General features: G+C 32.8%; 25 protein-coding genes. 9 read left to right on the top strand and 16 right to left on the bottom strand.

Annotation, left to right across the window (positions count from 1 at the left end):
* A partial coding sequence (locus DMB65_RS13615) for a T9SS sorting signal type C domain-containing protein (RefSeq protein ID WP_123955349.1) occupies positions 1–212 on the top strand: 212 nt, incomplete at its 5' end.
* 181 nt (positions 213–393) lie between these two features.
* Entirely contained in the window at positions 394–4,236 is a 3,843-nt protein-coding gene (locus DMB65_RS13610; RefSeq protein WP_110307179.1) for a calcium-binding protein, read from the top strand.
* Here the strand turns inward: DMB65_RS13610 and DMB65_RS22760 are convergent.
* From DMB65_RS22760 to DMB65_RS13590, 5 genes are all read right to left on the bottom strand, one after another.
* On the bottom strand, positions 4,233–4,472 hold the full coding sequence (locus DMB65_RS22760) for a hypothetical protein (RefSeq protein ID WP_230470680.1): 240 nt from the start codon (positions 4,470–4,472) through the stop codon (positions 4,233–4,235). The two genes, DMB65_RS13610 and DMB65_RS22760, sit on opposite strands and share 4 nt — an antisense overlap.
* A 57-nt stretch (positions 4,473–4,529) precedes the next feature.
* Positions 4,530–4,688, bottom strand: coding sequence for a hypothetical protein (locus tag DMB65_RS22755; RefSeq protein ID WP_230470679.1), 159 nt, complete (start codon positions 4,686–4,688; stop codon positions 4,530–4,532).
* 390 nt (positions 4,689–5,078) lie between these two features.
* Positions 5,079–6,167 (bottom strand): biotin synthase BioB, encoded by a 1,089-nt coding sequence (gene bioB, locus DMB65_RS13600; RefSeq protein WP_110307178.1) that lies wholly within the window; start codon positions 6,165–6,167, stop codon positions 5,079–5,081.
* Between the two features lie 172 nt (positions 6,168–6,339).
* Positions 6,340–6,777, bottom strand: coding sequence for a hypothetical protein (locus DMB65_RS13595; protein ID WP_110307177.1), 438 nt, complete (start codon positions 6,775–6,777; stop codon positions 6,340–6,342).
* 119 nt (positions 6,778–6,896) lie between these two features.
* On the bottom strand, positions 6,897–7,826 hold the full coding sequence (locus DMB65_RS13590) for a bifunctional riboflavin kinase/FAD synthetase (protein WP_110307176.1): 930 nt from the start codon (positions 7,824–7,826) through the stop codon (positions 6,897–6,899).
* A 197-nt stretch (positions 7,827–8,023) separates the two neighbouring features.
* Here DMB65_RS13590 and DMB65_RS13585 point away from each other — a divergent pair, with 197 nt between their 5' ends.
* The gene (locus DMB65_RS13585) at positions 8,024–10,687 is read left to right on the top strand and encodes a zinc-dependent metalloprotease (RefSeq protein ID WP_110307175.1); all 2,664 of its coding nucleotides are present in this window, start codon (positions 8,024–8,026) and stop codon (positions 10,685–10,687) included.
* A gap of 3 nt (positions 10,688–10,690) precedes the next feature.
* Here DMB65_RS13585 and DMB65_RS13580 read toward each other — a convergent pair whose 3' ends face one another.
* Positions 10,691–11,269, bottom strand: a complete 579-nt coding sequence (locus DMB65_RS13580) for a ComF family protein (protein ID WP_230470678.1) — start codon at positions 11,267–11,269, stop codon at positions 10,691–10,693.
* Positions 11,270–11,573: 304 nt separating this feature from the next.
* Between DMB65_RS13580 and DMB65_RS13575 the strand changes: the two genes are divergently transcribed.
* From DMB65_RS13575 to DMB65_RS13550, 6 genes are all read left to right on the top strand, one after another.
* Entirely contained in the window at positions 11,574–12,995 is a 1,422-nt protein-coding gene (locus DMB65_RS13575) for a T9SS type A sorting domain-containing protein (RefSeq protein ID WP_110307173.1), read from the top strand.
* 173 nt (positions 12,996–13,168) lie between these two features.
* Positions 13,169–14,710, top strand: a complete 1,542-nt coding sequence (locus DMB65_RS13570) for a glycine--tRNA ligase (RefSeq protein ID WP_110307172.1) — start codon at positions 13,169–13,171, stop codon at positions 14,708–14,710.
* A 186-nt stretch (positions 14,711–14,896) separates the two neighbouring features.
* The gene (locus DMB65_RS13565) at positions 14,897–15,703 is read left to right on the top strand and encodes a LytR/AlgR family response regulator transcription factor (RefSeq protein WP_110307171.1); all 807 of its coding nucleotides are present in this window, start codon (positions 14,897–14,899) and stop codon (positions 15,701–15,703) included.
* 172 nt (positions 15,704–15,875) lie between these two features.
* The gene (locus DMB65_RS13560) at positions 15,876–16,115 is read left to right on the top strand and encodes a hypothetical protein (RefSeq protein ID WP_110307170.1); all 240 of its coding nucleotides are present in this window, start codon (positions 15,876–15,878) and stop codon (positions 16,113–16,115) included.
* Between the two features lie 107 nt (positions 16,116–16,222).
* Complete coding sequence (locus DMB65_RS13555) at positions 16,223–18,268, top strand: ATP-binding protein (RefSeq protein ID WP_110307169.1); 2,046 nt, start codon at positions 16,223–16,225, stop codon at positions 18,266–18,268.
* Positions 18,258–18,950: a response regulator gene (locus DMB65_RS13550; protein WP_110307168.1), complete on the top strand. Its 693-nt coding sequence runs from the start codon at positions 18,258–18,260 to the stop codon at positions 18,948–18,950. The genes DMB65_RS13555 and DMB65_RS13550 overlap by 11 nt, the downstream gene beginning before the upstream one ends.
* A 67-nt stretch (positions 18,951–19,017) precedes the next feature.
* On the opposite strand, the gene thiL is transcribed toward DMB65_RS13550, so the two are convergent.
* The 10 genes from thiL to DMB65_RS13500 all read right to left on the bottom strand — a co-directional run bounded on the left by thiL (position 19,018) and on the right by DMB65_RS13500 (position 25,796).
* Entirely contained in the window at positions 19,018–20,064 is a 1,047-nt protein-coding gene (gene thiL, locus DMB65_RS13545; protein WP_110307167.1) for a thiamine-phosphate kinase, read from the bottom strand.
* Between the two features lie 252 nt (positions 20,065–20,316).
* Complete coding sequence (locus DMB65_RS13540; RefSeq protein ID WP_110307166.1) at positions 20,317–20,862, bottom strand: hypothetical protein; 546 nt, start codon at positions 20,860–20,862, stop codon at positions 20,317–20,319.
* A 202-nt stretch (positions 20,863–21,064) separates the two neighbouring features.
* A complete protein-coding gene (locus DMB65_RS13535; RefSeq protein ID WP_110307165.1) occupies positions 21,065–21,775 on the bottom strand; it encodes a hypothetical protein in 711 nt (236 codons plus the stop codon).
* 168 nt (positions 21,776–21,943) lie between these two features.
* Positions 21,944–22,258: a DUF1801 domain-containing protein gene (locus DMB65_RS13530; RefSeq protein WP_317048141.1), complete on the bottom strand. Its 315-nt coding sequence runs from the start codon at positions 22,256–22,258 to the stop codon at positions 21,944–21,946.
* A 186-nt stretch (positions 22,259–22,444) separates the two neighbouring features.
* The gene (locus DMB65_RS13525; protein ID WP_123955348.1) at positions 22,445–22,894 is read right to left on the bottom strand and encodes a DUF6210 family protein; all 450 of its coding nucleotides are present in this window, start codon (positions 22,892–22,894) and stop codon (positions 22,445–22,447) included.
* A gap of 144 nt (positions 22,895–23,038) precedes the next feature.
* Complete coding sequence (locus tag DMB65_RS13520; protein WP_110307163.1) at positions 23,039–23,485, bottom strand: hypothetical protein; 447 nt, start codon at positions 23,483–23,485, stop codon at positions 23,039–23,041.
* Positions 23,486–23,697: 212 nt separating this feature from the next.
* On the bottom strand, positions 23,698–23,925 hold the full coding sequence (locus DMB65_RS13515) for a hypothetical protein (protein WP_123955347.1): 228 nt from the start codon (positions 23,923–23,925) through the stop codon (positions 23,698–23,700).
* Between the two features lie 304 nt (positions 23,926–24,229).
* The gene (locus DMB65_RS13510) at positions 24,230–24,649 is read right to left on the bottom strand and encodes a hypothetical protein (protein ID WP_110307161.1); all 420 of its coding nucleotides are present in this window, start codon (positions 24,647–24,649) and stop codon (positions 24,230–24,232) included.
* Positions 24,650–24,786: 137 nt separating this feature from the next.
* Positions 24,787–25,443: a hypothetical protein gene (locus tag DMB65_RS13505; protein ID WP_123955346.1), complete on the bottom strand. Its 657-nt coding sequence runs from the start codon at positions 25,441–25,443 to the stop codon at positions 24,787–24,789.
* A 146-nt stretch (positions 25,444–25,589) separates the two neighbouring features.
* The gene (locus DMB65_RS13500; protein ID WP_123955345.1) at positions 25,590–25,796 is read right to left on the bottom strand and encodes a hypothetical protein; all 207 of its coding nucleotides are present in this window, start codon (positions 25,794–25,796) and stop codon (positions 25,590–25,592) included.
* Positions 25,797–26,001: the final 205 nt, after the last annotated feature.

Below are 26,001 nucleotides of genomic sequence, written 5' to 3'. Positions count from 1 at the left end.
TTCAGAATAAGAATATTACAGTGAATTCGACAGTTGAGAATATTGAGAAGGTGTTTATTTATGACATAACCGGAAAACAATTATACCAGAAAGAGGATGTAAATAATCTTCAGCTGTTGATTGAGAATCTTCCATTTGCTCATCAGGTTTTACTGGTAAAAGTAGTTTTGGACAATGGTTACCAGACAACCAAAAAAGTAATCTTTAAATAGCAACTAAAACAACATAGATTTAAAAATCCGATAGCGAAAGTTATCGGATTTTTTGTTTAAGGAATTATTAAAATCACTAAATATGGGTATTGCAACAAGCACGGTATAATTATAAATTGCATGTAAATTCTTATTAATACATTCTTTGATAAAATTACAATTCTAACTTAACCTTTTTATTTTGACATTGAAACTACAATTTTTACTCGTAATTTTTTTCTCGCTAATAACGAATATAAATGCCCAACAGGGGAAATTAGATACCACTTTTAATACTTATGATAATGGTCTAAGCGGTGATGGTTTTAATAATACCGTCAGGACTCTGGCAATGCAAACAGATGGAAATTTAATTGTAGGAGGGGATTTTTTGAGCTTTAACGGAAAACCTCTTTCATATTTAACAAGATTAAAGACAGATGGGACTATAGATGAAGATTTTAATACAGGTTCTGGTTTTAATGGAAAGGTATATTCATCCCATATCCAGGAAGATGGTAAAATTATTGTTGGGGGTAATTTTACGAGTTATAACGGAGTCGTCTCAGGAAGATTAATTCGCTTAAATACTGATGGTTCGCAGGATATTACTTTTAATACATCAATAGCTGCAGGGACAGGAATTGTAAATCAAATTACGCAGCAACCAGATGGGAAAATAATACTTGTTGGAAGCTTTACAAAGTATAATGGGATTACAGTAAACAGGATTGCCAGAATTTTGCCTGATGGAAATTTAGATCCTGATTTTTTAACAGGTTCAGGAGCTCTTACAAATATAAACTGTGTTCAAATTCAGTCCGATGGAAAAATTATTGTTGCAGGTAGTTTTATAAAATTTAACGGTGTCGATATCAATCGAATCATTCGATTAAATCCTGATGGGAGTTTAGATCTGACTTTTCATGTTGGGTCAGCTTTTAATGAGGAAATCCATACAATGGTTTTACAGCCAGATGGCAAAATTATACTGGGTGGGGAATTTACAGATTATAATGGAAGTGTTGCAAACAGAATTATTCGGTTAAATCCAGACGGGACAATGGATTCCGGGTTTTTATCGGGAACAGGTTTTAATAATGGTAGTGTATATATCTTAAAAATAGATGCCTTTGGCAATATTATGGTAGGGGGTTCATTTACAGATTTGTATAATGAAATGGAGGTCAACAGATTAATACTTTTAAATTCAGACGGAACAGTTAAACCGGACTTTGATACGGGTGCGGGACCAGGTTCTGCATCGGTATACAGTTTAGAAAATTCAACAGATGGCGCTTGGTATATTGGCGGTTCATTTTCAGTTTTTGATTCCCAAAATCAGGGAAAACTAGCGAAAACTGATGCCAATGGAATTCATGATATGAGTTATTTATCAGCAGGAGTTGGGTTTGATAATTCAGTTTTAAAAATAGTACCATTATCTGATGATAAAATAATGGTTTTTGGTAATTTTTCAAAATTTAACGGGATGCCTTCAGCAAAGATTGCCCGTATTTTGCCAAATGGAGATTTAGATAATACTTTCAATTCAGCACAGTCAGGAGCTAATAATGCTATAAAAACGGCAACCCAACAATTAGATGGAAAAATGATTATAGCAGGGAGTTTTACCAGTTATAACAATACAATTTGTAATCGCATTGCCCGAATTTTAGCTGATGGAAGTATAGACAACAGTTTTATTTCCGGAAGTGGCTTTAATGGTCAGGTTTTTTCAGTAGCGATTCAATCGGATCAAAAGATATTGGCTGTAGGTAACTTTACGAAATATAATAGTATTACGTCAGGTCGTATTGTACGACTAATGCCAGACGGAACAATTGATTTGAGTTTTAACACGGCTACAGGTGCAAACGGAATTATTGATGCAATTGTAGTTCAGTCTGACGGTAAAATCATCTTAGGAGGACGATTTGATACATTTAACGGAATACCATATTCCAGATTAATACGCTTAAATGCTGACGGTAGCGTAGATAATAGTTTTTCTGTAGGTATTGGATTTGATAAAAACGTATATGCACTTGATCTGCAATCTGACGGAAAAATTATTGTGGGCGGTTCTTTTTTAAATTATAATGGAGTTTCTAAAAAACGAATCTTACGACTTAATTCAGATGGGTCATTAGACGAAACTTTTAATTCAGGGACTGGTTTTAGTAATGGTGATGTCCGAAATGTTTTGGTTCAGCCAGACGACAGGATTTTAATTGGGGGTTCGTTTTCAGGAAATTATAATGGTATAGCTTCTTTACGCCTATTGCGTTTGTCCTCTGGTGGGGTTTTAGATTCTTCATTTTCGGTTAATTTAAACAGCACTTTATATACAATGGCGTTTATGGCTGATGATAAACTGATCATTGGTGGTAATTTTAATTCGGTTTCAGGGATAACTAAGCACAGGATTGCACGTTTAAAATTATGCAATAATAGTTCAAAATGGAATGGTTCAGATTGGTCTAATGGACTTCCTTCCGCTGGAAAAGAGTTAACTTTTGAAGAAGATTATGTGTTTTCAAACTCAGTAAATGCATGTAGTTGTAGCATCAATTCAGCAAAGACAGTAACAATTTCAAGCGGGAAAACCCTGGGATTGAGTTTTAATTATTCAGGATCCGGAATTTTGGTTTTAGAAGATACAGCCTCTTTGTATCAATCAGATGATGAAATGGTCAATACAGGCATTATTTATCTTAAACGAAAAACAACCCCTATTCGAAAATTTGATTACACCTATTGGTCTTCTCCTGTTGAAAATCAAAAACTGATAGATGTTTCTCCAACAACTTTGCCGGATAAGTTTTTTTCTTTTAATCCTGATGTAAATTATTGGGCAGAAGAAATTTCAGCAGCACCAATGACAATTGCAAGGGGATATATTATTCGCGGACCACAGGAGTTTTCGACTACTGCTCCTGAAAAGTATGAAGCGGTTTTTAAAGGAATTCCGAATAACGGAAAAATTAAAACCCCTATTGGTATTGCAGATAGTTTCAATTTAATAGGCAATCCCTATCCTTCAGCTCTTGATGCAGATGTTTTTTTAGAAGCCAATTCGGATAGTATCAAAGGGACTCTTTATTTCTGGACCCATAATACGCCATTGACTAACAATAAATATGCCTCGGCCGATTATGCCGTTTATAATCTTTTAGGAGGCGTAGGAACAACGCAGGCTCAGGCTTCGGGTGAAAATAAAACGTTACCTGACGGTAAAATTGCTTCGGCACAATCTTTTTTTATTCAGAGTGCAATTGCCGGGGAGGTAAAGTTTGAAAACAGTATGCGCATTATAGAACAAAATTCATCTTTCTTTAAACCGGCTAAGTCTACGAAAAAAAATAAAACAGTAGAAAAAAGCAGAATATGGCTTAATCTTACAAATGAGGAAAATGCGTTCAAACAGCTTTTAATAGGTTATATTGAAGGGGCAACCAATGGTTACGACTTGGCTTTTGACGGAGAGTCATTCAATGGAAATAAGTATATTGATTTTTATAGTTTTAATGAAGAAAAAAATTGGGCTATACAAGGCAGAGAATTTCCTTTTAAAGACTCAGACGAAGTTGCACTTGGATACAAAACAGAAATTAATGGAAAGTTCACAATAAGTATTGATCATTTAGATAAAATTTTAGCAGGCCAATCTGTTTATATTGAAGATAAAGACAAAATGATTCTACATGATTTAAAAAAAGAGCCCTATATTTTTTCAACTGAAAAAGGAATTTTTAATAATCGTTTTGTTTTAAAATTCAGCCATAAAACGCTGAACACTATTGAGGTTTTTAAAAACAGTAAAGATATCATGATTTATCAGGAGAAAGGGAATCTTATTATTGAATCTGATGATTCAACTATACAAAAAATTCAGGTTTATGATAGTTCGGGTAAATTGATTCTAGAACAAAATACCAATCAAAATTCAATAACAATTTCTAATCTGAAACAAAAAAATCAACTTCTCATACTTAAAATTAAAACTGAAAATGCCCTGAACACAGAAAAAATAATATATTAACAGGTTTCTTTTAGTAAAGTTTCATGCGTATTCGGAATTGCCTTTTCATTTTGATCATCAATCCATTTCTGATCTCTAAATTTTCGCATCAAAATATCAAATGGGCGATGATTAAAACAGTATAAACCGCTTTGGATAAGTTGGTAATGTTTTGAGTAAAAGAGCGTAAACTCATAGAAAAATTCGGGTGTTAAATATTTTATATAATGCCAGTAACCTTCGGGCATATACAGCATTTCGCCAAGTTTTAAATTGGTTATATAACCTTTGGCATTTTTAAGGCAGGAAATTTTTCATAATGAAGGATTGTCAAAATCAATGTCTTCTCTCGAAATTAAGGCTTGAGGTACCTTATACATGTATTTTGACTGATCAGAAGCGAAAATCATGCATTGTTTTTCTTCGTGAAAATGAAGAATATTTGAGTAGTCAATTTCATAATGTATAAACACTTTTGAATTTTCCCCGCCAAAAAAAGCATGCGGTAATTAGTTGGTTTTCTTCACGTAAATTAATGTAATCACTCATTTTCATTGGAGTATGGATTCATTAAAACGATCTTCAAAAACATCTTTATGATTTACAGGCCTGCTATTGTATAAAGGAACTGTTTAATCACCCGCTATTTCTTTGATATGGGATAATTTCCATTTTTGATAGGCAGGCCGGTTCTCAGTCAGATCTTCTACAATAACCGGAATTTGATTTTTTAGATATTGGGAAATAAACTCAGACTTTGATGTTTTTTACCCGATTCGTTTTTTTTAACTTCATCTTTAAATAAAAAAAATGCTTATAGTGTTTTATATAAGCATTTTATAAATATTTAGTAACTCTATTGATTAATTTTTTGATTTAATCGAAGCTTCAAGATTTCTTTCAATAGTGTGTCCAGGTCTTGACCATTTTGGTTTTTCGCCTAATGGGGCAAATTGAGAATCTGCCGCTTCTACTGTTTGTGGCTGTGAAATTTTTGTAAATGGTTTTTGCGGATTTAAGCCCAATAATTCAAACATTTTCATGTCTTCATGTACATCGGGATTAGGAGTAGTCAGTAATTTATCACCGGCAAAAATAGAATTGGCACCTGCAAAGAAACACATCGCCTGACCTTCTCGGCTCATATTGGTTCTTCCTGCTGACAGACGTACCTGTGTGTCCGGCATCACAATTCTGGTAGTGGCTACCATACGGATCATTTCCCAGATTTCTACCGGTTTTTCATCTTCCATTGGAGTTCCTTCCACGGCTACCAGGGCATTAATGGGCACAGATTCCGGTTGCGGGTTCAATGTAGAAAGAGCAACAAGCATTCCTGCCCTGTCTTCGATACTTTCCCCCATGCCGATAATGCCACCGCTACAAACTGTAACATTGGTTTTACGAACATTTTCAATGGTCTCTAAACGGTCTTCAAAAGCACGTGTCGAAATAACATCTTTATAATAATCTTCAGAAGTATCTAAATTGTGGTTGTAGGCGTATAATCCTGCTTCAGCCAGACGTTGTGCCTGATTTTCGGTAATCATCCCCAGAGTACAGCAAACCTCCATATCCAGTTTGTTGATGGTACGTACCATCTCTAATACCTGATCAAATTCGTCACCGTCTTTTACGTTTCTCCAGGCAGCTCCCATGCAGACACGGGATGATCCGCTGGATTTGGCACGCAAGGCCTGAGCTTTTACCTGACTTACACTCATTAAGTCATTTCCTTCTACTCCTGTGTTGTAACGAGCCGCCTGTGGACAGTAACCGCAATCTTCAGGACATCCACCGGTTTTTATAGAAAGTAAGGTAGATACCTGTACTACGTTCGGATCGTGTTTTTGTCTGTGGATTGTTGCTGCTTCATACAGCAGATCCATCATAGGTTTATTATATATGGCGATTATTTCGTCTTTTGTCCAGTTGTGTTTTGTAATGCTCATTGATACATTGTTTTTGAAGTTTCAAAAGTAGTTAAATTGTTCTAATCAACCAATGATGTATCTCGTAAATGAATATTTGATAGTTTTTTTCAAAAAAGAAACACTCTAAAATCATAGAATTGTATTTTTTTATGATTTTAGAGTGCTAAAATGTTTGAATTATTTTGAAAAATTAATCGGCGATATATTTATTGTTCCAATACAGCATCATCATTAAAGTCACGATTACCGAGGAAGCAAGTCCTTCAAACAGTAAACAGATGCAATATGTTGGTACTGATGGGTTTCCTCCAAACATAAAAGTCCTGGATAAAGTTTCGACATAAGCATCTCCGCCTTGTACATAACTGTAAACCAATAATCCGAAAACGCTCATAGATACACCCACAACTGAGGTCGCCATGGCAGAAACAGCGTTTGATACAAAATTGGTCTCTCCTTCATGCAGGTTCATCTGCATAGTCCTGTTTACGCCATAAAAAATGAAAAAGACATTTAGGGTTCGTAAATAGAATAAATCGGCTAAACCTAATGCATTCATCAATAAAAAATAAATGCCTATGCCAAGGAATATTAGGGATCCGTTGACAATTTCTTTTGGTAATTTCATGATGGTTATTTTTAAATAGGTTAATAGTAAATATTTGATAAACAGTAAAGTGTATTAAATTTACTAAAAAAACAAATACGATGATTTAAAAATAACGAAAAGGATATTGTTGGGATTTTTCAGGGTTTACTTAAAAAATCCAATGCAGTTTTTTTGTCCAGATTTAATTGTTCTTTCAACAAATCTACTGAACCAAATTTTTGCTCTTCACGAAGGTATTTTAGAAGGGAAATTTCAAGTTTTTGTCCATAAATGTTAGCATCAAAATCGAAAAGATTTACTTCGATAGTTTGTTTTTGCCCATCTACAGTTGGATTGAAACCAATGTTCATCATTCCAAAAACCTCTATTTGTTCAATAAAAGTCTTTATAATGTAAACACCATTTTTAGGAATTAATTTATATTCTTCTTCGATATGGATATTTGCTGTTGGAAAACCAATGGTTCTACCCAGTTGTTTTCCTTTTACGACTTCACCCTTTAGAAAAAAGGCATAGCCCAAATATTGATTTGCCAGAGCCATATTGCCTTCCTGCAAAGCTTTTCTGATTTTGGTAGAACTTACTGAAACATCCTGGATTTCCTGAGCTGAAATTTGCTCGACTTCAAAACCGTATTCAGCACCAAAGGCAATTAAATTATCAATATTGGCAGTTCTGTTTCTTCCAAAACGATGGTCGTGACCAATAATTATTTTATGGATATGAAACTGATCTACTAAAATATTGTGAACAAATTCTTCGGCCGTTAATCTTGAAAAACTTTCGTTAAACGGATGGATAACAAGGTTTTCGATGCCTGTTGCTTCCAGAAGTTTGGATTTTTCCTGAATGGTATTGAGAAGTTTTATTTCTGATTTTTCCTGTAATACCATTCTGGGATGTGGAAAAAAAGTTAGAACCAGACTTTCATATTTGCCATTTTCAGTATTTTGATTAAGCCTTTCAAGAATTTTTTTATGACCAATATGAACGCCATCAAAGGTTCCAAGAGTCAGAATAGTTTTCTTGTTGGAATGAAATTCATTAATAGATTCGAAAAGCTTCAAAGCAAATAGTTTAAGATGCTGCAAATTTATACTATCTATTTTAAATCTGATACTAACCTGAATTGATTTTTTAAATGGATTCGTTTAGTTTTTGTGAAAATGGAGTAATTTGTCGATGAGAAATAAATATCTGTCGATAATAGAAAAGAATTCAACTTAATTAATTTATTTTTGATTTTCTAAATAACCTCTTGATTATGAAAAAACAGCTAATTGTCCTGCTTTTTATTTTTTGTTGTATTTCGGTTCATGCTCAAACAAATGTACTTTGGGAGAAAGTTAATTCGGTTACGGCAAAAAAAAGCGGAAACGTTAATGATCAGAATACGTTATATTACAAGCTGAATGAAAATCTTTTAATTCAGAAAATTGCAGTTTCAGGTAAAACATCAAAAAGTGCTGTATCAGAAATCACAATTCCAAATGCAGCTGGTGTTTTAGAACGTTTTATGGTTTGGGAGTCATCTAATTTTGATCCTGAATTACAAGCTAAATATCCTGAAATCAGAGCTTATGAAGGAACAGGGTTAGATGATAAAACAGCAAAAATCCATTTTAGCGTAGCACCAATTGGAGTACAGACTATGGTACTTCGTTCTGATAAGCCAACTGAGTTTATCGAACAGAATCTGGAGAATAAAGCGGAGTATGTATTGTTTACATCGAAAAACAAGGATGCTTCAAAATCAATGATTTGCAAAACAAAAGATGCTAATGTCAGCAACTATTCCGCAAAAACAGCAAAAACAGCATCTAATAATAAAGTATTTAAAACCCTTCGACTGGCGTTGTCGTGTACATGGGAGTATGCCGCATTTTTTGGAGGGACCAAAGCAGGAGCGTTAGCCGGTATGAATGCTACAATGGCAAGGGTTAATGGTATATTTAACAGAGATTTGGCCTTAAAATTAATTATAATTGCAAACAATGAAGATGTTATTTACATAGATGCAGCGGATCCCTATTCTGATGCAGGACAAGGTGTTGATGGAGCCTGGAATCTTGAGGTTCAAAAAACATTAACTAACGTGATTGGAAATGGTAATTATGATATTGGGCATTTATTTGGGCGTTCGGGAGGAGGAGGAGACGCAGGCTGCATAGGTTGTGTATGCGATAATCCTGTTTCTGCATCAGATGATCAGGCAAAAGGAAGTGCTTTCACATCTCCTTCAAACAGAATTCCTCAAGGAGATACATTTGATATTGATTACGTAGCACACGAAATGGGGCATCAGTTAGGAGGAACACATACTTTTTCGTATGAAATTGAAGGAACCGGTACAAACGTAGAGCCAGGCAGTGGTTCTACAATCATGGCGTATGCAGGAGTAACAGGGGATTATGATGTTCAAAGCAATTCTGATGATTATTTTGCTTATGCCAGTATTTTACAAATCCAGAATAATCTGGCTACCAAAACATGCCCTGTAAGTACATCTGTAATTGATAATAATCCTCCGGTTATAAGTGCAGGTTCAAATTATATTATTCCGATTAATACTCCGTTTATTTTAACAGGAACGGGATCTGATCCGGATGGTGATACTGTTACATACTGCTGGGAGCAAAATGATACTGCCACTACAGCATCGGGTGATAATAGTATTGCTAAACCTTCAAAACCTGATGGACCATTGTTTCGTTCTCTTCTGCCGGGTAGTTCACCTGTTCGATATATGCCAAGTTTGAGTACTGTAGTGCAAAATAGATTAACGACAACGTGGGAGTCGGTTCCTTCAGTAGCAAGAAGTTTACATTTTTCGCTTACAGCAAGGGATAATGCTGTTTTAGGAACTCCTCAGACCAATACTGCTAATATGACTGTTACAGTAGATGCTGCGGCTGGTCCTTTTGCAGTAACTTCGCAAAAGGCGAATGATATAGGGTGGCAAAAAGGTTCTTTTCAGGCCATAACCTGGAATGTAAATAAAACCAATACTTTGCCTGGTTCTGATAATGTAAATATCAAATTATCTACAGATGGAGGCTTGACTTTTCCTGTTATCCTGATATCAAATACACCAAACGATGGTTCTCAGACTATAACTGTTCCTTCTGATATAACGGCTAAAAATTGCAGAATTTTAATTGAGCCTACCGCTAATATTTATTACGCCTTAAACTCAAATCCTTTTGCTGTAGGATACACCTCGGCAACGACTTGTGATACTTATAGTTTTGACAGTGCATTTAACATACCATTTGGATCTTCTTTTACAACAAAATCAGTAACTGTGCCAGCTTCAACAGGAATCGTATCTGATGTAAATGTGACTTTAAGTGTAACACATGCCAGGTTCTCAGATTTAGAAATTCAAATCGTAAATCCTCAGGGAACAGTTGTGAAATTGTTTGATAAAAACTGCGACAGTACTAATTCAACTTTAATGTTGGAGTATGATGATTCAGGAGTTGCTTTAGATTGTTCTAAAACAACAAGCCAACTTGTTGTACCGGCAGAATTTTTAAGCGTTTTTAATGGTCAAAATCCTCAGGGAACCTGGGGCTTTATGGTGCGTGATGCGGTTTCAGGAAGTTTTGGGACCATAAATTCGGCATCTGTAACTATTTGCAGCCAAACTTTTACTTTAGATGAATCTGAATTTGAAGAAATAGATTTTGCAGTATATAGTAATCCGAATCAGGGAAATTTTACAATTCAGTTCACTTGTGATGCTACTAAAGATGTACAAGTAACTATTCACGACCTATCTGGTAAAAAAGTGTATGACAAAACATTTGACAAAGCCCCTTATTTCTATCAGGATATACAAATGCAAAATCCGATTGCCGGATTATACTTGGTAACAGTAACAAATGGAGATAAAAAGATTGTTAAAAAGATAATCGTAAATTAAAATTTACGAGTTTGCCATCGCCATACAAACAATACTAATTTTTGCTCCCGGAATTTTGAGTAAGGCGCGGGAGCAGGCTTCTAACGTAGCTCCAGTTGTGAGAACATCGTCAACAAGTAAAAAATGCCTGTGATGATTTTCTTTTGAAATATGTACATCAAATACATTTTCTATACCTTCTAATCTGCCCAAAAGATTCTTTTTGGATTGGGTTTTAGAATATTTTTTCCGAAATAAAATCGCATCATTGTAGCCAATGTTCAGCCCTTTTGCTAAAGCGTTTCCAAAAGTGGTGATCTGATTATAGCCACGTTCCTTGAGTTTCTTTTGATGCAGCGGAACAGGAATTATAACATCAAAAGGAGTCTCAGGCTTTATACTTTTTAAATCCTCAACATACCAGTTTCCCAACAATGTTCCAATTTCTTCGTATCCTTTGTATTTCAAATTATGAATCAGTTCCTGAACGATTCCTTTTTTATTAAAATACAAAAACGCAGAAGCATGATCAATTTCAATTTTACCATAAAACTTTTTGACCGCTTCATTGTTAGGGTCTAAATGGTATTGGGTAAGTGGCATTTCATGGCGACAATTGGTACATAGAACGCTTTCATTCGTCATTAAAAGAGAATGACATCCTGCACAAACTTTGGGGAAAAAGAGATTAATAAGGTAATTAAGCACAGTTGGATGATTTAGTTAAAAAATAGGAATAATATCATTTAAAGAGAGCGTATTATTATGGCGATAAAATACTATTGCCTTTTGAATAAATATAATTAAAATATTAATTTTAATCAAAATATTTTTACAAAAAAAAATAACTTTTTAGTTTTTAAACTTAACTAATAACTTTTCAAGCCACTGAATCAATCTTTTTTATATGAAAAATAGCTACCATAGGATCTGTGTAATTTTAGCAGTAATCATTTTTTTAGTTTTTGAAAATCAAATAACCGCTCAAAAGGGTGGAAGCGTAAATAGATCGTTTTTTAAAAATGGACTCGTTGCCAGAGAATTTTATTTGGGAGCTGATCAAAAGTTAGATAGTATTAAAACTTATCATATTGTTGGAGGATTGGATGAAAGATTTTATTTTGATGAAAATACTTTGATAAACGGTCTTTGTCAAAAGTTTTCAAGCGATGGAAAGCTAAAAACGACCTGGCTTTTTAAAAAGGGCGTTTTGATTAAAAGAAAAGATTTCCTGAAAGAGGATAATCTTAAAAATAAAGCAAAAACTGAAGAAAACTACGCTATTATAGTCAAAAACAATGAATTGTTAAAATCGGATCCCTACAATTATGGACTACGCTATGGCAGAGCAGCAAGCCGGATCTATCTTGAGGACAATGTACTAGCAGAATTTGATTTTTTAGGATTTAAATCACAGTTAGAAAATATTAAAGCAGATCCAAATGCACTAACAAAATTTCCCAGACTGAACCAGGATTTAGCTGAAATTTACAGCAGACTTTCTACTATTTATTCCAGATTTGAAAATGATAATCTGAGTATTGATTACAAATTAAAGGCAATTCAAATTGATCCGGAAGAAACAAGACATTACTTTAATCTGGGTGCTTATCTGGCTACAGAAACTCAGGATTATCGATTAGCAATTTACTATTTGGACGAAGTAGAGCGTAGATTTCCAAATCATAATTTTGCGCACTGGGTTTTAGGGTATACATATTTAGAATTGGAACAGTATGATAAAGCGGTAGAAAATATTGATATTGCTTTTCAAAATGAAGCGAATCTATATGAAAACGGATACGGAAACGCAGAAAGTGATTTAAGAACAATAAGAGGACTTGCGTATCATAAATTAGGAAAAACAGACTTAGGTATTGCAGATTTAAATGAAGCTTTGCGGATAAATGATAAAAATTCGGTTGCAAATAAATACCTCGGAATAATTTATGATGATTTAGGGCAATCTCAAAAAGCGTGTGATTATTTTCAAAAGGCAAGAACTTTGGGTTACGAGAAAAAATATTATAATAAAGAACTGGAAAGTTTTATTCAAAAAACATGCAATGCAACTCACATGAAAGTTGTAAATAATGCTCACAAAGACCGGCCTTATATTTTGCCAAATCCTGCAGAAAGTACAGTTGAGGTTTTTAATTTTCCATTTTCTAATTTTAATTACGAAATATTGGATCCACAATATCAAAAATTGCGTCAGGGAATTTCTAATGATAAAATAATAGAAATTTCGGGATTACCATCAGGTTTTTATATTCTAGTGGTGGGTAATGGTGATAAGAAAGAAATTTTTAAACTGATAAGAAAGTAAAGGTTTGAAATAGTAATTCTATGTACTTACTGATATAAATTAATTTAAAAAAATATAAATTTCTATTCTGAAACATAAAAATCAGGATTTATGTATAAAAATTTAAAAATCAGAGGTCAATCTTCAACTATTTTTCTTTTTTTTAAACTCACTTTTTATATTTTTGCATCACTATGGCAAAACAAGAAGATTTATTTAAGAATGTGGTTTCGCACGCAAAAGAGTACGGATTTATTTTTCCGTCAAGCGAAGTTTACGACGGATTAAGTGCTGTCTATGATTATGCACAAAATGGTGTCGAGTTAAAAAAGAATATACGTGAATATTGGTGGAAATCAATGGTTCAGATGAATGATAATATTGTGGGCCTTGATGCTGCAATATTGATGCATCCAACCACCTGGAAAGCTTCAGGCCACGTTGATGCTTTTAATGATCCTTTGATTGATAACAAAGATTCAAAAAAAAGATATAGAGCAGATGTTTTGGTTGAAGATTTTGCTGAAAAAATTCACCAGAAAGCTCAAAAAGAAATTGATAAAGCAAAAGCACGTTTTGGAGATGCTTTTAATGAACAGGAATTTATTACAACCAATGCGCGTGTAGTAGAATATCTTGCAAAAGAAAAAGAAATTCGCGAAAGATTAGGTCGTTCTTTGGGCGCCGGAGATTTAGAAGACGTAAAAGCATTAATCGAAGAATTAGAAATTGCTGATCCTGAAACCGGTTCAAGAAACTGGACAGATGTTAAGCAATTCAACTTAATGTTTGGTACTAAACTTGGAGCTTCTGCAGAAAATGCGATGGATCTTTATTTACGTCCGGAAACAGCTCAGGGTATCTTTGTAAACTTTTTAAATGTCCAGAAATCAGGTCGTATGAAAGTTCCTTTTGGAATTGCCCAAACTGGAAAAGCATTTAGAAACGAAATCGTTGCCAGACAATTCATCTTCCGTATGCGTGAATTTGAACAAATGGAAATGCAGTTTTTTGTGCGTCCGGGTGAAGAAATGCAATGGTACGAACACTGGAAGACTACCCGTTTAAACTGGCACTTATCTTTGGGATTAGGAAAAGAAAACTACCGTTTTCATGATCACGAAAAATTAGCACACTACGCAAATGCAGCTGCCGATATTGAGTTTAATTTCCCTTTCGGATTTAAGGAATTAGAAGGAATTCATTCCCGTACAGATTTCGATTTAAAAGCACATGAGCAATATTCAGGACGAAAATTGCAATATTTTGATCCGGAACTAAATGAAAACTATGTTCCGTATGTTGTAGAGACATCTGTAGGTCTTGATCGTATGTTTTTAGCAGTTTTTGCAACATCATTGCAGGAAGAAACTTTAGAAGATGGATCGACAAGAACAGTACTAAAATTGCCGGCAGTTCTGGCACCAACCAAGGCTACCGTTTTACCATTAGTTAAAAAAGACGGATTGCCGGAAGTTGCAAAGAAAATCATCGAAGATTTAAAATGGGATTTTAATGTAGCTTATGATGAAAAAGATGCAGTTGGACGTCGTTACAGAAGAGCAGATGCTTTAGGGACGCCGTTCTGTATTACTGTAGATCATCAGACATTAGAAGATCAAACTGTAACCATTCGTCATAGAGATACCATGAAACAAGATCGTGTTGCTATAGCCGATTTAAAAGCAATTATCGAAAATGAGGTTTCAATGAAAAACTGGTTAATGAAAATGTAATTTTTTGATTATTAAGATATTAATCCCAAATTTCTATTAGGAATTTGGGATTTTTTTATACGATTCTTTCCGTTATTTTTTTAAATCAAGGATTTGTTTTGGATATTTTTTATAACTTTAAATGTTTTCTTTTACAGAAAACCAATCCCAAAATAATAGATTAACCCCCAATTTAATCCCAAAACAATGAATTACACCTACATCATTTTAGACGATGATCCAGAATCTGTTGAAAAAACAAAGGCAATTGCAAAGGAATTTGCAGAGCTTAATTTTATAGCTTCTGCAAATAATCATACCGATGGACTGAACCTGATTTTAAAACATACACCGGATTTGATTTTTTTAGAAATAGCCCCTAAAGACAAAGCCAGTGGGCTATCTTTAAATTTAATTAATGGATTATTGATGTACCTGAAAGAGCTCCCTAAAATTATTGTAACAACAAAAAGCAAGGATTTAGCATTTGATTGTATCCAGTATGAAGTAAGTGATTATTTTCTTAAGCCAGTGACCGCAATAGATTTTGTAAAACTGATTCATAAATTAAATAAATTATCCAGTGAAGATGAAGTGCTTTTGGTGCAGAAACTGAAACCGAAAGAAAAAAAAGATGCAGATGGCGCTCTGAATAAAAATCGAAAATCCTTTATTTTATGTGTAAAATCATATGGAGATCATCGTTATATTGATTCAAATGAAATCTGTTATTTCCAGGCAGATAATAATTCTACAGATATCCATCTGAAAAACGGAGAAATGATTACGGCTTTTAAAACTTTAAAACACTTTGAAACCGTTTTGTCAAATCCATTCATAAGGATACATAACAGTTACATTGTAAACAGAAATTATATTTCACGGATACATACCGGAAACGCTCTGTGTTATATAAAAAAAACCACTATAAAACTGCCATTTTCCAAGTCTTACAAAGCTAATGTTGATTTCATAATTAGTGAGTTTGCCAATGAAAATTATATAGAAACTTAAAATAAACCATCTGCCCTAATTTGCTATGCATTCACTCACGAACGAGTGGCATTGACCATAAACGCCTTTTTTTTAAGCAATTATTGAGCTTTACTGTTTAGTTTTACAAAAGAATTCCGAACGAAACGGGATTAAAAAAGTAAAAAAGTATAACAACATAAACTCAACAATCATGAAAAAATTAGCTTTAACAACAGGATTATTCTCTTTAGCAATGGTATTAACTTCTTTAAATACTTCTGCAACTACAAATGATACTATAATGAACAATACCAGAGTTAGTATTGATGGAAATCAATCAGTTGGACAAAGTAGAAAAGTAGATGTGATAGGGTCAGATTTATCAAAACAAACTACATTATTGTCTATTGATGGAAATCAGTCAGTTGGTCAAAGCAGAAAAGTAGATTAATTATTTGTAATCATCATAATGTAAGAAAGGCTGTCTAAAAATTAGATAGCCTTTTTCTGTATGTATAATAGATGTTTTGTATTTTTGATTAAATCTAAAAGACAAAGTTGAAAAAGCACTGCCTTATATTATTTATTTTTTTTCTTGGCTGTTCCAGGCAAAATGAAATTAGCAGTGTTTCCAGCCAATCTAAGGACAGTCTGGATTTGTATTTATCACTTGCTAATGAATATAAGTTACCAGTTAATATAAAACAAAAATACAACCGGAAAGCTTTTGAAGTTATTATGAGCCAACCCGATGATTCAATCAAAAGGGTAAATCTGTTTAAAGTTGCCAACCGTTATTTTAATATGCGGGACTGGAATGAATACAATAAGACGGTTAAAATAGTATTAGAAAATGCTCAAAATGCAAAGGACTCCGTTTCTATGTCTAAGGCTTATACTTATCTCGGAGATTATTATAGCTCTCAATCTGTTTCAGATAGTGCTTTTTTTTACTATTATAAAGCTGAAAAACTTTATTCACAATCTAATTCGTTTTATAATCTAGCTAAAACAAGACTTAGTAAGGCATTGTTACAGTTTAATGAAGGCGATTTCTATGGTAGCGAAAAAGCTGTCTTTAATGCACTTCGGGTTGTTAAGGGGAGCAATAATAATGATATTTTGTATGACTCTTATAATCTACTGGGTGTAATTTATAATGAATTGGGGGAATATGAAAAAGCTATTGAATTTCACAATAAGGCCATTGCAAGTATTGATGATAAAGTAATTCCTGTTGAGTTTCAGCCAAAAGCAACTTCATTAAATAATATAGGATTTGTTTATCAAAACCTTAATGATTACAAAAAAGCTAATTTTTATTTTCAGGAAGGATTAAAAGAAAAAAACCTCTTTAATCAAAAACCCGAATTATATGCTATTCTAATGGACAATTTAGCATATTCTAAGTTGAAATTAAATCAAACCAAAGAGCTTCCTGATTTATTTTATAAAGCACTTAAAATAAGGGACAGTTTACAGTTGGCATCAGGTATAACAGCAAATAAAATGCATTTGTCAGAGTATTTCGCTTCAATAAAAGACACAGCTAAGGCTTTGCATTATTCTCATCAGGCACTTATAGTTTCAAAACGTACCAAAAACTTTCGCAATGTTCTGGTTGCTTTGAAACAGCTGTCTTTGATTCAACCCAAAAAAGCTTCAAAATTTTCAGAGGAGTATATTCGCATAAACGACAGTTTGCAAAAGGCCGAACGAAAAATGGGTGATAAATTTACCCGGATAGAATATGAAACGAATGAAATAAAAAGCGAAAATTCGAGTTTAGAAATACAGAACAGAACTTTAGTGTATGTTTTTAGTATTCTCTCACTTATAGGGTTGTTTTTTTATATTTATAAAACGCAACAGGCAAGAAACAGGGAATTGCTTTTTAAGCAGCAGCAGCAAATTGCAAACGAGGACATTTACAATTTGATGATTTCGCAGCAAAACGCAATTGAAACAATGCGAATAAACGAAAAGAAAAAAGTTGCACAGGAGTTGCATGATGGTGTTTTAGGAAGGATGTTTGGGGTCAGGATCAGTTTAGACAGCCTGGATAAATTAGATGAAGAAGCAGCTTCAGACAAAAGGAAAAAATATTTACTGGAATTAAAAGAAATTGAACAGGATATTCGGGAAATTTCGCATGATCTAAACAAAGAAAAATCCGGATTGATTAATAATTTTGTTGCAATTTTAGAAAAATTGTTTCAAAGCCAGACAAATACATTCAATACAAAATTGGTTTATAATATTGACTCTAATATCAAATGGGATCTGGTAAGCAATGTTGTAAAAATTAATTCGTACAGGATAATTCAGGAGGCACTTCAGAATTGTAATAAATATGCCAGAGCTAAAACAATTACAGTCGGGTTTAAAAGTGAGATCAATTATTTGGTTTTATCAATATCAGATGATGGAACAGGATTTAATACTCATAAAACAAAAAAAGGGATCGGACTGCAAAATATTGTGTACAGAACCGCAGAATGCAATGGAAATGTCACAATAAACTCAGCAAAGGGTGAAGGGACTACTATTTTAGTAAAGATACCAATAGATCAAAAAATAAATAAAATTCATAATGAAAGCTGATTTACCACCATCGCTTAAACAAACAAGCAGGATATTAATTGTAGACGACCATCCGTTTATCATTGAGGGTTATAAAAATGCTATAACACGTTATAATCCTGAAAGCCATGAGTTTTTGATTTCGCAGGCAAAAGATTGTAAATCAGCTTATGAAATCATCACGAATCCTGAAACCGTTCCTTTTGATATTGCTTTTTTAGATATCAGCATGCCGGCTTATGATGAAAAAGAAATTTTTTCAGGAGAAGATATAGCAAAATTAATTTTGGATTATATGCCTAACTGCAAAATTATTTTGCTTACAATGTATACCGAATTACTAAAAATTAAAACCATTATCAGAACCATACAGCCTAATGGACTGATTATTAAAAATGATCTGACATTTGATGAATTGCTTTTTGCTTTTGATAAAGTCATGAAAAGCGATAAATATTACAGTCAGTCGGTTCAGAAAATGCTGAATCAGTCTCCCCACAACTCCATTGAGATTGATGAATTTGATAAACAGATTTTATTTCATTTGTCCAAAGGAACATCTGAGGAAGAAATGCCACATTATATTCCTATTTCCATAAACGCAATAAGAAGGCGAAAAAAAGGACTGAAAGAACTGCTCAAAATAAAATCAGGTTCTGATGAGGATTTAGTAAAAGAAGCCAAAAGCAAAGGACTTTTGTAGATAAAATTCCAAATTCCAATAAGCATGTAGCTGGAATTTGGAATTTTTATTTGATTTTCTAAAAATATTACTCACTCAAAGCATCCCAGCCTCTCGCTTTTAGGGCAATTTTGGTATTCGCACGGGTTACCAGATGTATGCCTTCACTTTCATCAGCCATATGACCAATAATCGAGAAGTTTGGATTTCCTTTTATCTTATCAAAATCATTAATGTCGATTGTAAAAAGCAGTTCATAATCTTCGCCGCCATTAATAGCAACTGTTGTGCTGTCAATATTAAACTCCTCGCAAGTCGAAATAAACTGAGGATCCAGTGGCAATTTATCTTCGTATAAATTACAGCCCACTTTTGACTGTTTACACAAATGAATAATCTCAGAAGATAATCCGTCTGAAATATCAATCATCGAAGTAGGTTTGATTTCAAGAGCGTGCAAAAGCGTTCGGACATCTTTTCGGGCTTCAGGTTTCAGCTGACGTTCAATTAAATAAGTGTAAAGATCTAAGTCAGGTTGATTATTTGGATTAACCTGAAATACTTGTTTTTCCCTTTCTAAAACCTGTAACCCCATATAAGCAGCTCCAATATCACCGGTTACGACCAATAAATCAGTTTGTTTGGCACCGTTTCTGTACACGATTTCATCTGCATCAGCTTCCCCAATTGCGGTAATACTGATAATCAAACCTTTTTGAGATGAGGTCGTGTCCCCACCAATAACATCTACTTTATATTCATTTGCAGCGTGTGTAATTCCTTCAAACAATTCCTCTAAGGCTTCCAGAGGAAAACGATTAGAAACAGCCACAGAAACCGTTATTTGTGTGGGTTTGGCGTTCATAGCACAAATGTCGGATACATTTACAACCACAGCTTTATAGCCTAAATGTTTCAAGGGCATATAAGCCAAATCAAAATGCACGCCTTCAATTAATAAATCGGTCGAAACGACTACTTTTTTATCCTTAAAATCAAGAACTGCAGCATCATCGCCAATACTTTTTAAAGTCGATTCCTGTTTAACATCGAAATTTTTGGTTAAATGTTCTATTAAACCAAATTCGCCTAATTGCGCTATACTCGTACGTTGTGGGTTTTTATCTTCGATCATTTTGTCTCTTTATTGCTTTTTGGTTTTTACCAAGTTTGCAAAGGTACGAAGTTGAAGGTTTAATAACTATAAACGGAGTTCGATTATTATTTTGTAGCACCAGCATTTGGTTTTTTGGCAACATTGGTCCCACTTTCCGTTGCAAAAAAAGTTTTTTTTGAACTCGATTAAAATCAAAAGGATTTTTACTTCAATCCGGGCTAATGCAAAACCATTTTTTATTTTGTCTTAAAATTGTTACAAGGTAAAACATTATGCTTGGTTTAATAAATTGACATACTTAATGTTTCTGGCCAGTAATTTATTAAAATAATCGTTTACACTATCTTTAAATTCTCTTTTAGGCTTATCTTTTTTATAGGCTTCTAAAAGTCCCTTCTCTTTTAATCTTTTAGTCAATACCTTACTTTTAAACTTTTTAACAGGACCCGAGATAGTTTCTGAATAATATTCAGGAGAGCTTGAAAATCCGGGAGTAACATAGAAACAAAATTCGCCATGTGCTAAAATTATGTAGCTTTTATTTTTATATCTTCTCCATAATTGATCCTCTTCAGGAGAGTAAAAATCAGCACAAAAATGAGAAATTCCAACTCTTTCTGTTCCATTGTCAGTTTTTATCAAGAGGCTTTCTCCTGCAAAAATGACATAAAGAAAAGAATTTTGAGCTATTTTATATCCTGGTATAAATTTATCGTTGTAATAATCTTCAATGGTTTTGTAAAATCTAAAATTTGTCTGACTAAAGGAAAGATTGCTAATGAAAAGTAATAAAAATACAAATTGAATTTTCTTCATTTTTTTGGATGGTTAATTAAGTTTAATAATTAGGGGTAGTTTTTTATTTTAGAGTCTCTTTAAATTTATTATCATAAAATAAGGCATTTTTTTAGAATAGTAGTCCTTATTCTAAAAAAAACACGAATTTATAGTCGAAAATCATCATAAAGCCAATAAATTTAAAAAAGACACTCTTTGCAAACAAGCCCCACAGTTGATTTTATTGTTCGATATAGAGAATCTTCTCATCGGAATTGTAGTTTGTTTTCAGATTAAAGTATCGGCCAATTTTAGACAAATTAACGACAATGAAATCTTTGGAGGAAAAAACCGTTTTGCCAGGATATGGATTCGATTTAACAGAAAAGGCATGTTTCTCACAATTTTTCACGGCTGTTTTTTCTCCGGTACTTGAATTGATTGACCAAACAATTGGAAATTTTTTCTTTCCGTTTTCCAAAATCAATGAGTTTTCAGTTAGTTGAATCCCAATTTGTTTTGTTGATCTAATCCGTGTTTTTAAGTTGTTGGTGTTCATTGAATCTTGCGTAACGTATCCATCGACGCTAATGTCTTTGTAATCGTAGTATTTACAATTACCTGATAGCACACTACTGAAATTGCTGAGGTTCATTGGATCAAGAAAAATTTCGTCTCCATCTTTGTAGATCAATGTTGTTGCGATTACTGCCGGACTTTGTTTGTTTTTAATTGCATTTTCAACGATAAATTTACCCATGTTGGAATAGATGTATGATTTTCCATTCTTTTTCACAACAATATTTGCCATTTGTGGTGATGAATCGCTTAGTAGACTTTTTGCCAATAAAAAGATTCCAAAACCAAGGGGAATAATGGCGAAAAAAGGAATCCAGCCAACGATTTTACTTCTTTTCTTAATTTGTTTTTGACTTGTAGTAGCGTTTTGCATGCGAGTAATAATTAAAAACTTAGTGTAAATCTATAAAAGTTTATAGAATAATTAAGGAAATATTGCCTATGAACAATAAATTTAAGTGTTTAAAAAAATATTTAGTTTTCAGCAGACGTGTACCAAGTTGAAGGTTTTGTTCTCGTTACTTATGTGTTTTTCTCTCTGTTATTCTTTGATTTTTATTGTTCCGTTTCTGTATAAGTCTAACGCTTTTTGCAAAATGGTTTCTATTGTTTTTAACGGTAAGTCTTTGTTTGGATTAATTCTGAAAATCTTCATTCGGGAACGCGTACCTTCTTCCAGTTCAGGATAATCAAGATATTTGCCTTCTACCATGAGGATATAAGGTTCGTTTGTTTTTTTATCTGTCCACAAATAGCAAAACATTTTCTTCTTATAACAAAAACAGGGCATTCCCCACTTTTTCGTTTCGGTAATATTTGTGTCCTGATCAAGAATAATGCTTCGCAATGCAAGCAGACAACTCCTGTTTGGTTCTTCCTTTTTCAGTTAGTAATTATAAAGTTCGTCTAACATTGGTTACCTGTTTTACGGCAATTAAAAAGTCAATTTTTGCATCTTCTGTATTTTGAGTTTTTGCTTTAAAAACTTCAAAGTGTCTTGTAAGTGTTTATAAATGAGTTATTTGATTTTAGTTGAAGTAATTTAGTCACTATTATTCCACGTAATAACTCCGTTTAAAGAAGTTTTGTCGAAATTTTTTAAAAGTGAATTATTTTGTGAATCTACATTTATTTTTACCCATATCCAAGCTTCATGTGATTCACATAGTTTTGTATTATCAATACTTATAAAATCTTTTAAATTATACTTTTCGAGTATTGATTCAATTGCGTATACATCTTCAGGATCAATTCCATTCGTTGCACCAGTTCCTTGATATTTTGAAGAGAGAAAATATTTTGTTAGTTCGGTTTCTGGGCTATGAAGGATATTCGATTCAATAATAACTTCATTCCCAACAGGAATATAAATACCTTCCAGTTCTGCTTGTAAACATTTATTTCCTCCTGTTTGATTAGAGAAAGTTATACCAGTTGGTAAGTTAACTATCATCCCAAATCCAAGGCTATCATAAAGAGATATTCGCTTCATTATTTTTGTTGTTTTTAGCAGTTAGTTTTTTGTGATAGTCAACAGGCCCAGTAAGTTATCCAAATACAAAACATTTTGCATTAAGCTAATTGCACAAATCGATTGTAGCTGTTAGAAGGTTTTTTTTTATTCAAGAAAAACAATTTATTTTTTGTAGTCATAAATTTCTAACGAACTAATACTGGTTCTCGGTTTTACTTTTATGCTTTTCAAAGTTGAATTTGGTATAAGGTTATTGTCCACATTTACATATCCATCTCCATTTTTTGAACGTTTTTTATTTTGATTGGTAGCCATAATCTTTAATCCGTCCATAAAATATTTTGTCAATTTGGTGTTCAAGTTATCTGTTCCAATATAGAAAGCGTGTTCGCCTTCTTTTCCTAAACCGTGTTCTACAAAGATTTCAAATGGCTTCAATTTGTTTTTCTTTTCAAAATTTTTGACATAATCCATTATCGGTTTTTCTGATGGTGTTCCGCAACAAATGCTGGAATAACCAACAATAATATAATTTTTGTCCTTTTGAGAAAAAGCAAAAACTGGAATAATTACTAAAGCAATAGTTATAAGTTTGAGTACTTGTTTCACTTTTTATGGTTTTCTTTTGTGGTGGTAGGTTCAGTAAAATTACCGTCAACATTCTTCTTTTTGGTACTACAGTGAGCTTGCGACTAAAAGTACATTATTGTGCTTGGCCAGCGATAGCGAACAGGCTAAGCAATCATAAGAAATACAAAACCCAACTTTCCATAAGCCAATTACCTAAATTCGTTCTGGCTGTTATAAGGATTTTTCTATTGTCAGTCATCATTTTTTATAAACTTTCTTATACTTCCTTTTTTTAATTTATGACTTAAATTTCCGCATTCTATCTTAATCATTTCGTCATTGTATTTAGTTTTTCCAAATTCAATGAGAAAACAACCTGTTTCGTCTGAAACTACTAAAGAATCGTTATTCCAATAAGCTTCTGTAACGTTACTAACAAAACCTTGGTGTTCATTATGCAAAGAAACTGAAGAATACATTTCCAAGTATTCAATTTTAAATTCATCATTGATTATCACTGAGTTCGTACACGATACCAATGTCATTAAAGTAAATAGTACTGAATATTTAAAAATTTTCATTTTAGACACTGTGTTTTAAAATTGCTTATAACGTTCTGTTGTTACAGAGAATTTGAAACTAAATTGAGTCCTGTTTTTGGATCTGCAAAATGATTTCGAAATTGAAAACCATTTTTTTATTAAGCTAATTTTCTAAATTCTTAGTAGTGGCTGTATGCGATGTTTTTTTATTTAAATACAGAGGAAATTTCTTTTTTCTCATTTAACTTAAACATATAAAGTATTTCAATATCATTTTTTTTATTTCACTTAAAAAAGAATCTTGTGCACCTTCTTTAGTTATTTCCATATATTTCATTTCTTCGGTTGAATAATCAAAATTCTTTGATAATATTAACGAATTGTTTGTTTTTGAAATGCACTCAATTTCGTTACTAATTGTGTTTTCTTTGTTTTTTTGAACGAAATCAGAAAAAGACATAAAAGAGTTTTGCATCGATACACATTTGAAAATCAATACAGTTTTGTCATTTTCAATTTTTAGACTAACATTTTTTGCGTAAATAGTTGATTCTGTTTTGAAATCTGCTTCACAGTCGCAGGAGTTGTTGCTTTCAGAAGTTTTACCTTCCTTACAGCTTAAGAAACAGATAAAAAATATTAAAGAATAAAGTGTTTTCATTTTGTCTTTGCAAAATATTTCATAACGTCTCTCCTGTAACCGTCAGTAGCGGATCAAAGCGGTCTGAGTTTTCTCTGCCAAGATAAACTTTCTTCGCGAAACTGCAACTTCCCGTTACCGAAATCTCGCGATTACGGTTACCAGCCGTTTATTCGTTTTTTTTCTAATGTTTTAAAGAAATCAATGTATTCCCCTGATGGTACAAATGTTACTTCTTGAACAGTTGGAATGTTATACTCTTTTTTTGCTTTTTCACAATAATTGAAACCAAGATCACTAATGAAATGTACAGCGGTATTAAAATTTGAGGAATTTGCTGTTTTAAAAATTACTTCCCCATTATCTAGTTTACCAAAGTTGTAAAATATTCCCGCAAGAAAGGATAATTTTTGATAGTTATAAATAAATTTATGCTCATCCAAAATAAGTTTGTGTACTTTGTAGGATTGCTGTGTCTTTTCATTATAATAATCCATTCCCTCGTCTAAATATTTCAAATAAAAATTATTGATTTGAGTTGCAATTTTTTCATTGAAGAATGAATTTTGCTTTTCTGTAATTTCTGATTTAGAAATTTTATAAACTTTACAAATCGAGTCTGAAAACATTCTGCTTAGTTCTGGTTTTGTACTTCCAATGTAACTTGCAGACTCTTTGCTTTCAAAAGCTACAGTTCGGCCATTATAATCGTCCATTAAGCCTAATATAAAACTGTTTGTGTCAAATCTAAAATTAATCTGGGAATTTGCTTTTTCAAAGAGAATGAATGTCGCTATTAGAATGATTTTCTTCATAAATGTTGGTAACGTTCTGGCGCTACACGAGGTTTGGGATTAAAAAAGCGTAATCTTTTCGGATTTGCCAAATCTTTCAAGTACAAAACTATCTTTAAATTCAGCCAAATGCCCAAATGTCGTGTAACGGCTGTTGGTGGCTGTGTTTATTGCTTAATGATTACATAAAATGATTTTTCACTTTTATAAGGATTAATTTTTAGTAGTTTCCCATCTTCGCTTTTTTCAAAAAACGCACTATTTTCTTTTCGCTTTATTGCCTCAAATTGATTAGACTTGAGTTTAGTGACTTTAGAAACATAAAATTCGTTGTCAACATAGAATTCAGTTGTGAAATTTTCATTGTATGACATTGTTATAAAATTTCTAAAAACTAGGGGACTTTCATTTTTCGAGAAGTTTTTCTTAAGAGCATTTTCCATCTTTTCTTTATTGTTTAGATTAGGAATTACGATGGAATTATAATTTTTTACTTTAAGTTCCTTGATTGGTAATAATTTAAATTGCGTTCTAAAATAATTTGAATTCGGCGGAATGAATGTTATTTTTTCTGGTTTT

This window comes from Flavobacterium cheongpyeongense, assembly GCF_003202435.1.
In the GTDB taxonomy this organism is placed as follows: Bacteria; Bacteroidota; Bacteroidia; order Flavobacteriales; family Flavobacteriaceae; genus Flavobacterium; species Flavobacterium cheongpyeongense.
This window is presented reverse-complemented; position numbering and strand designations above follow the sequence as displayed.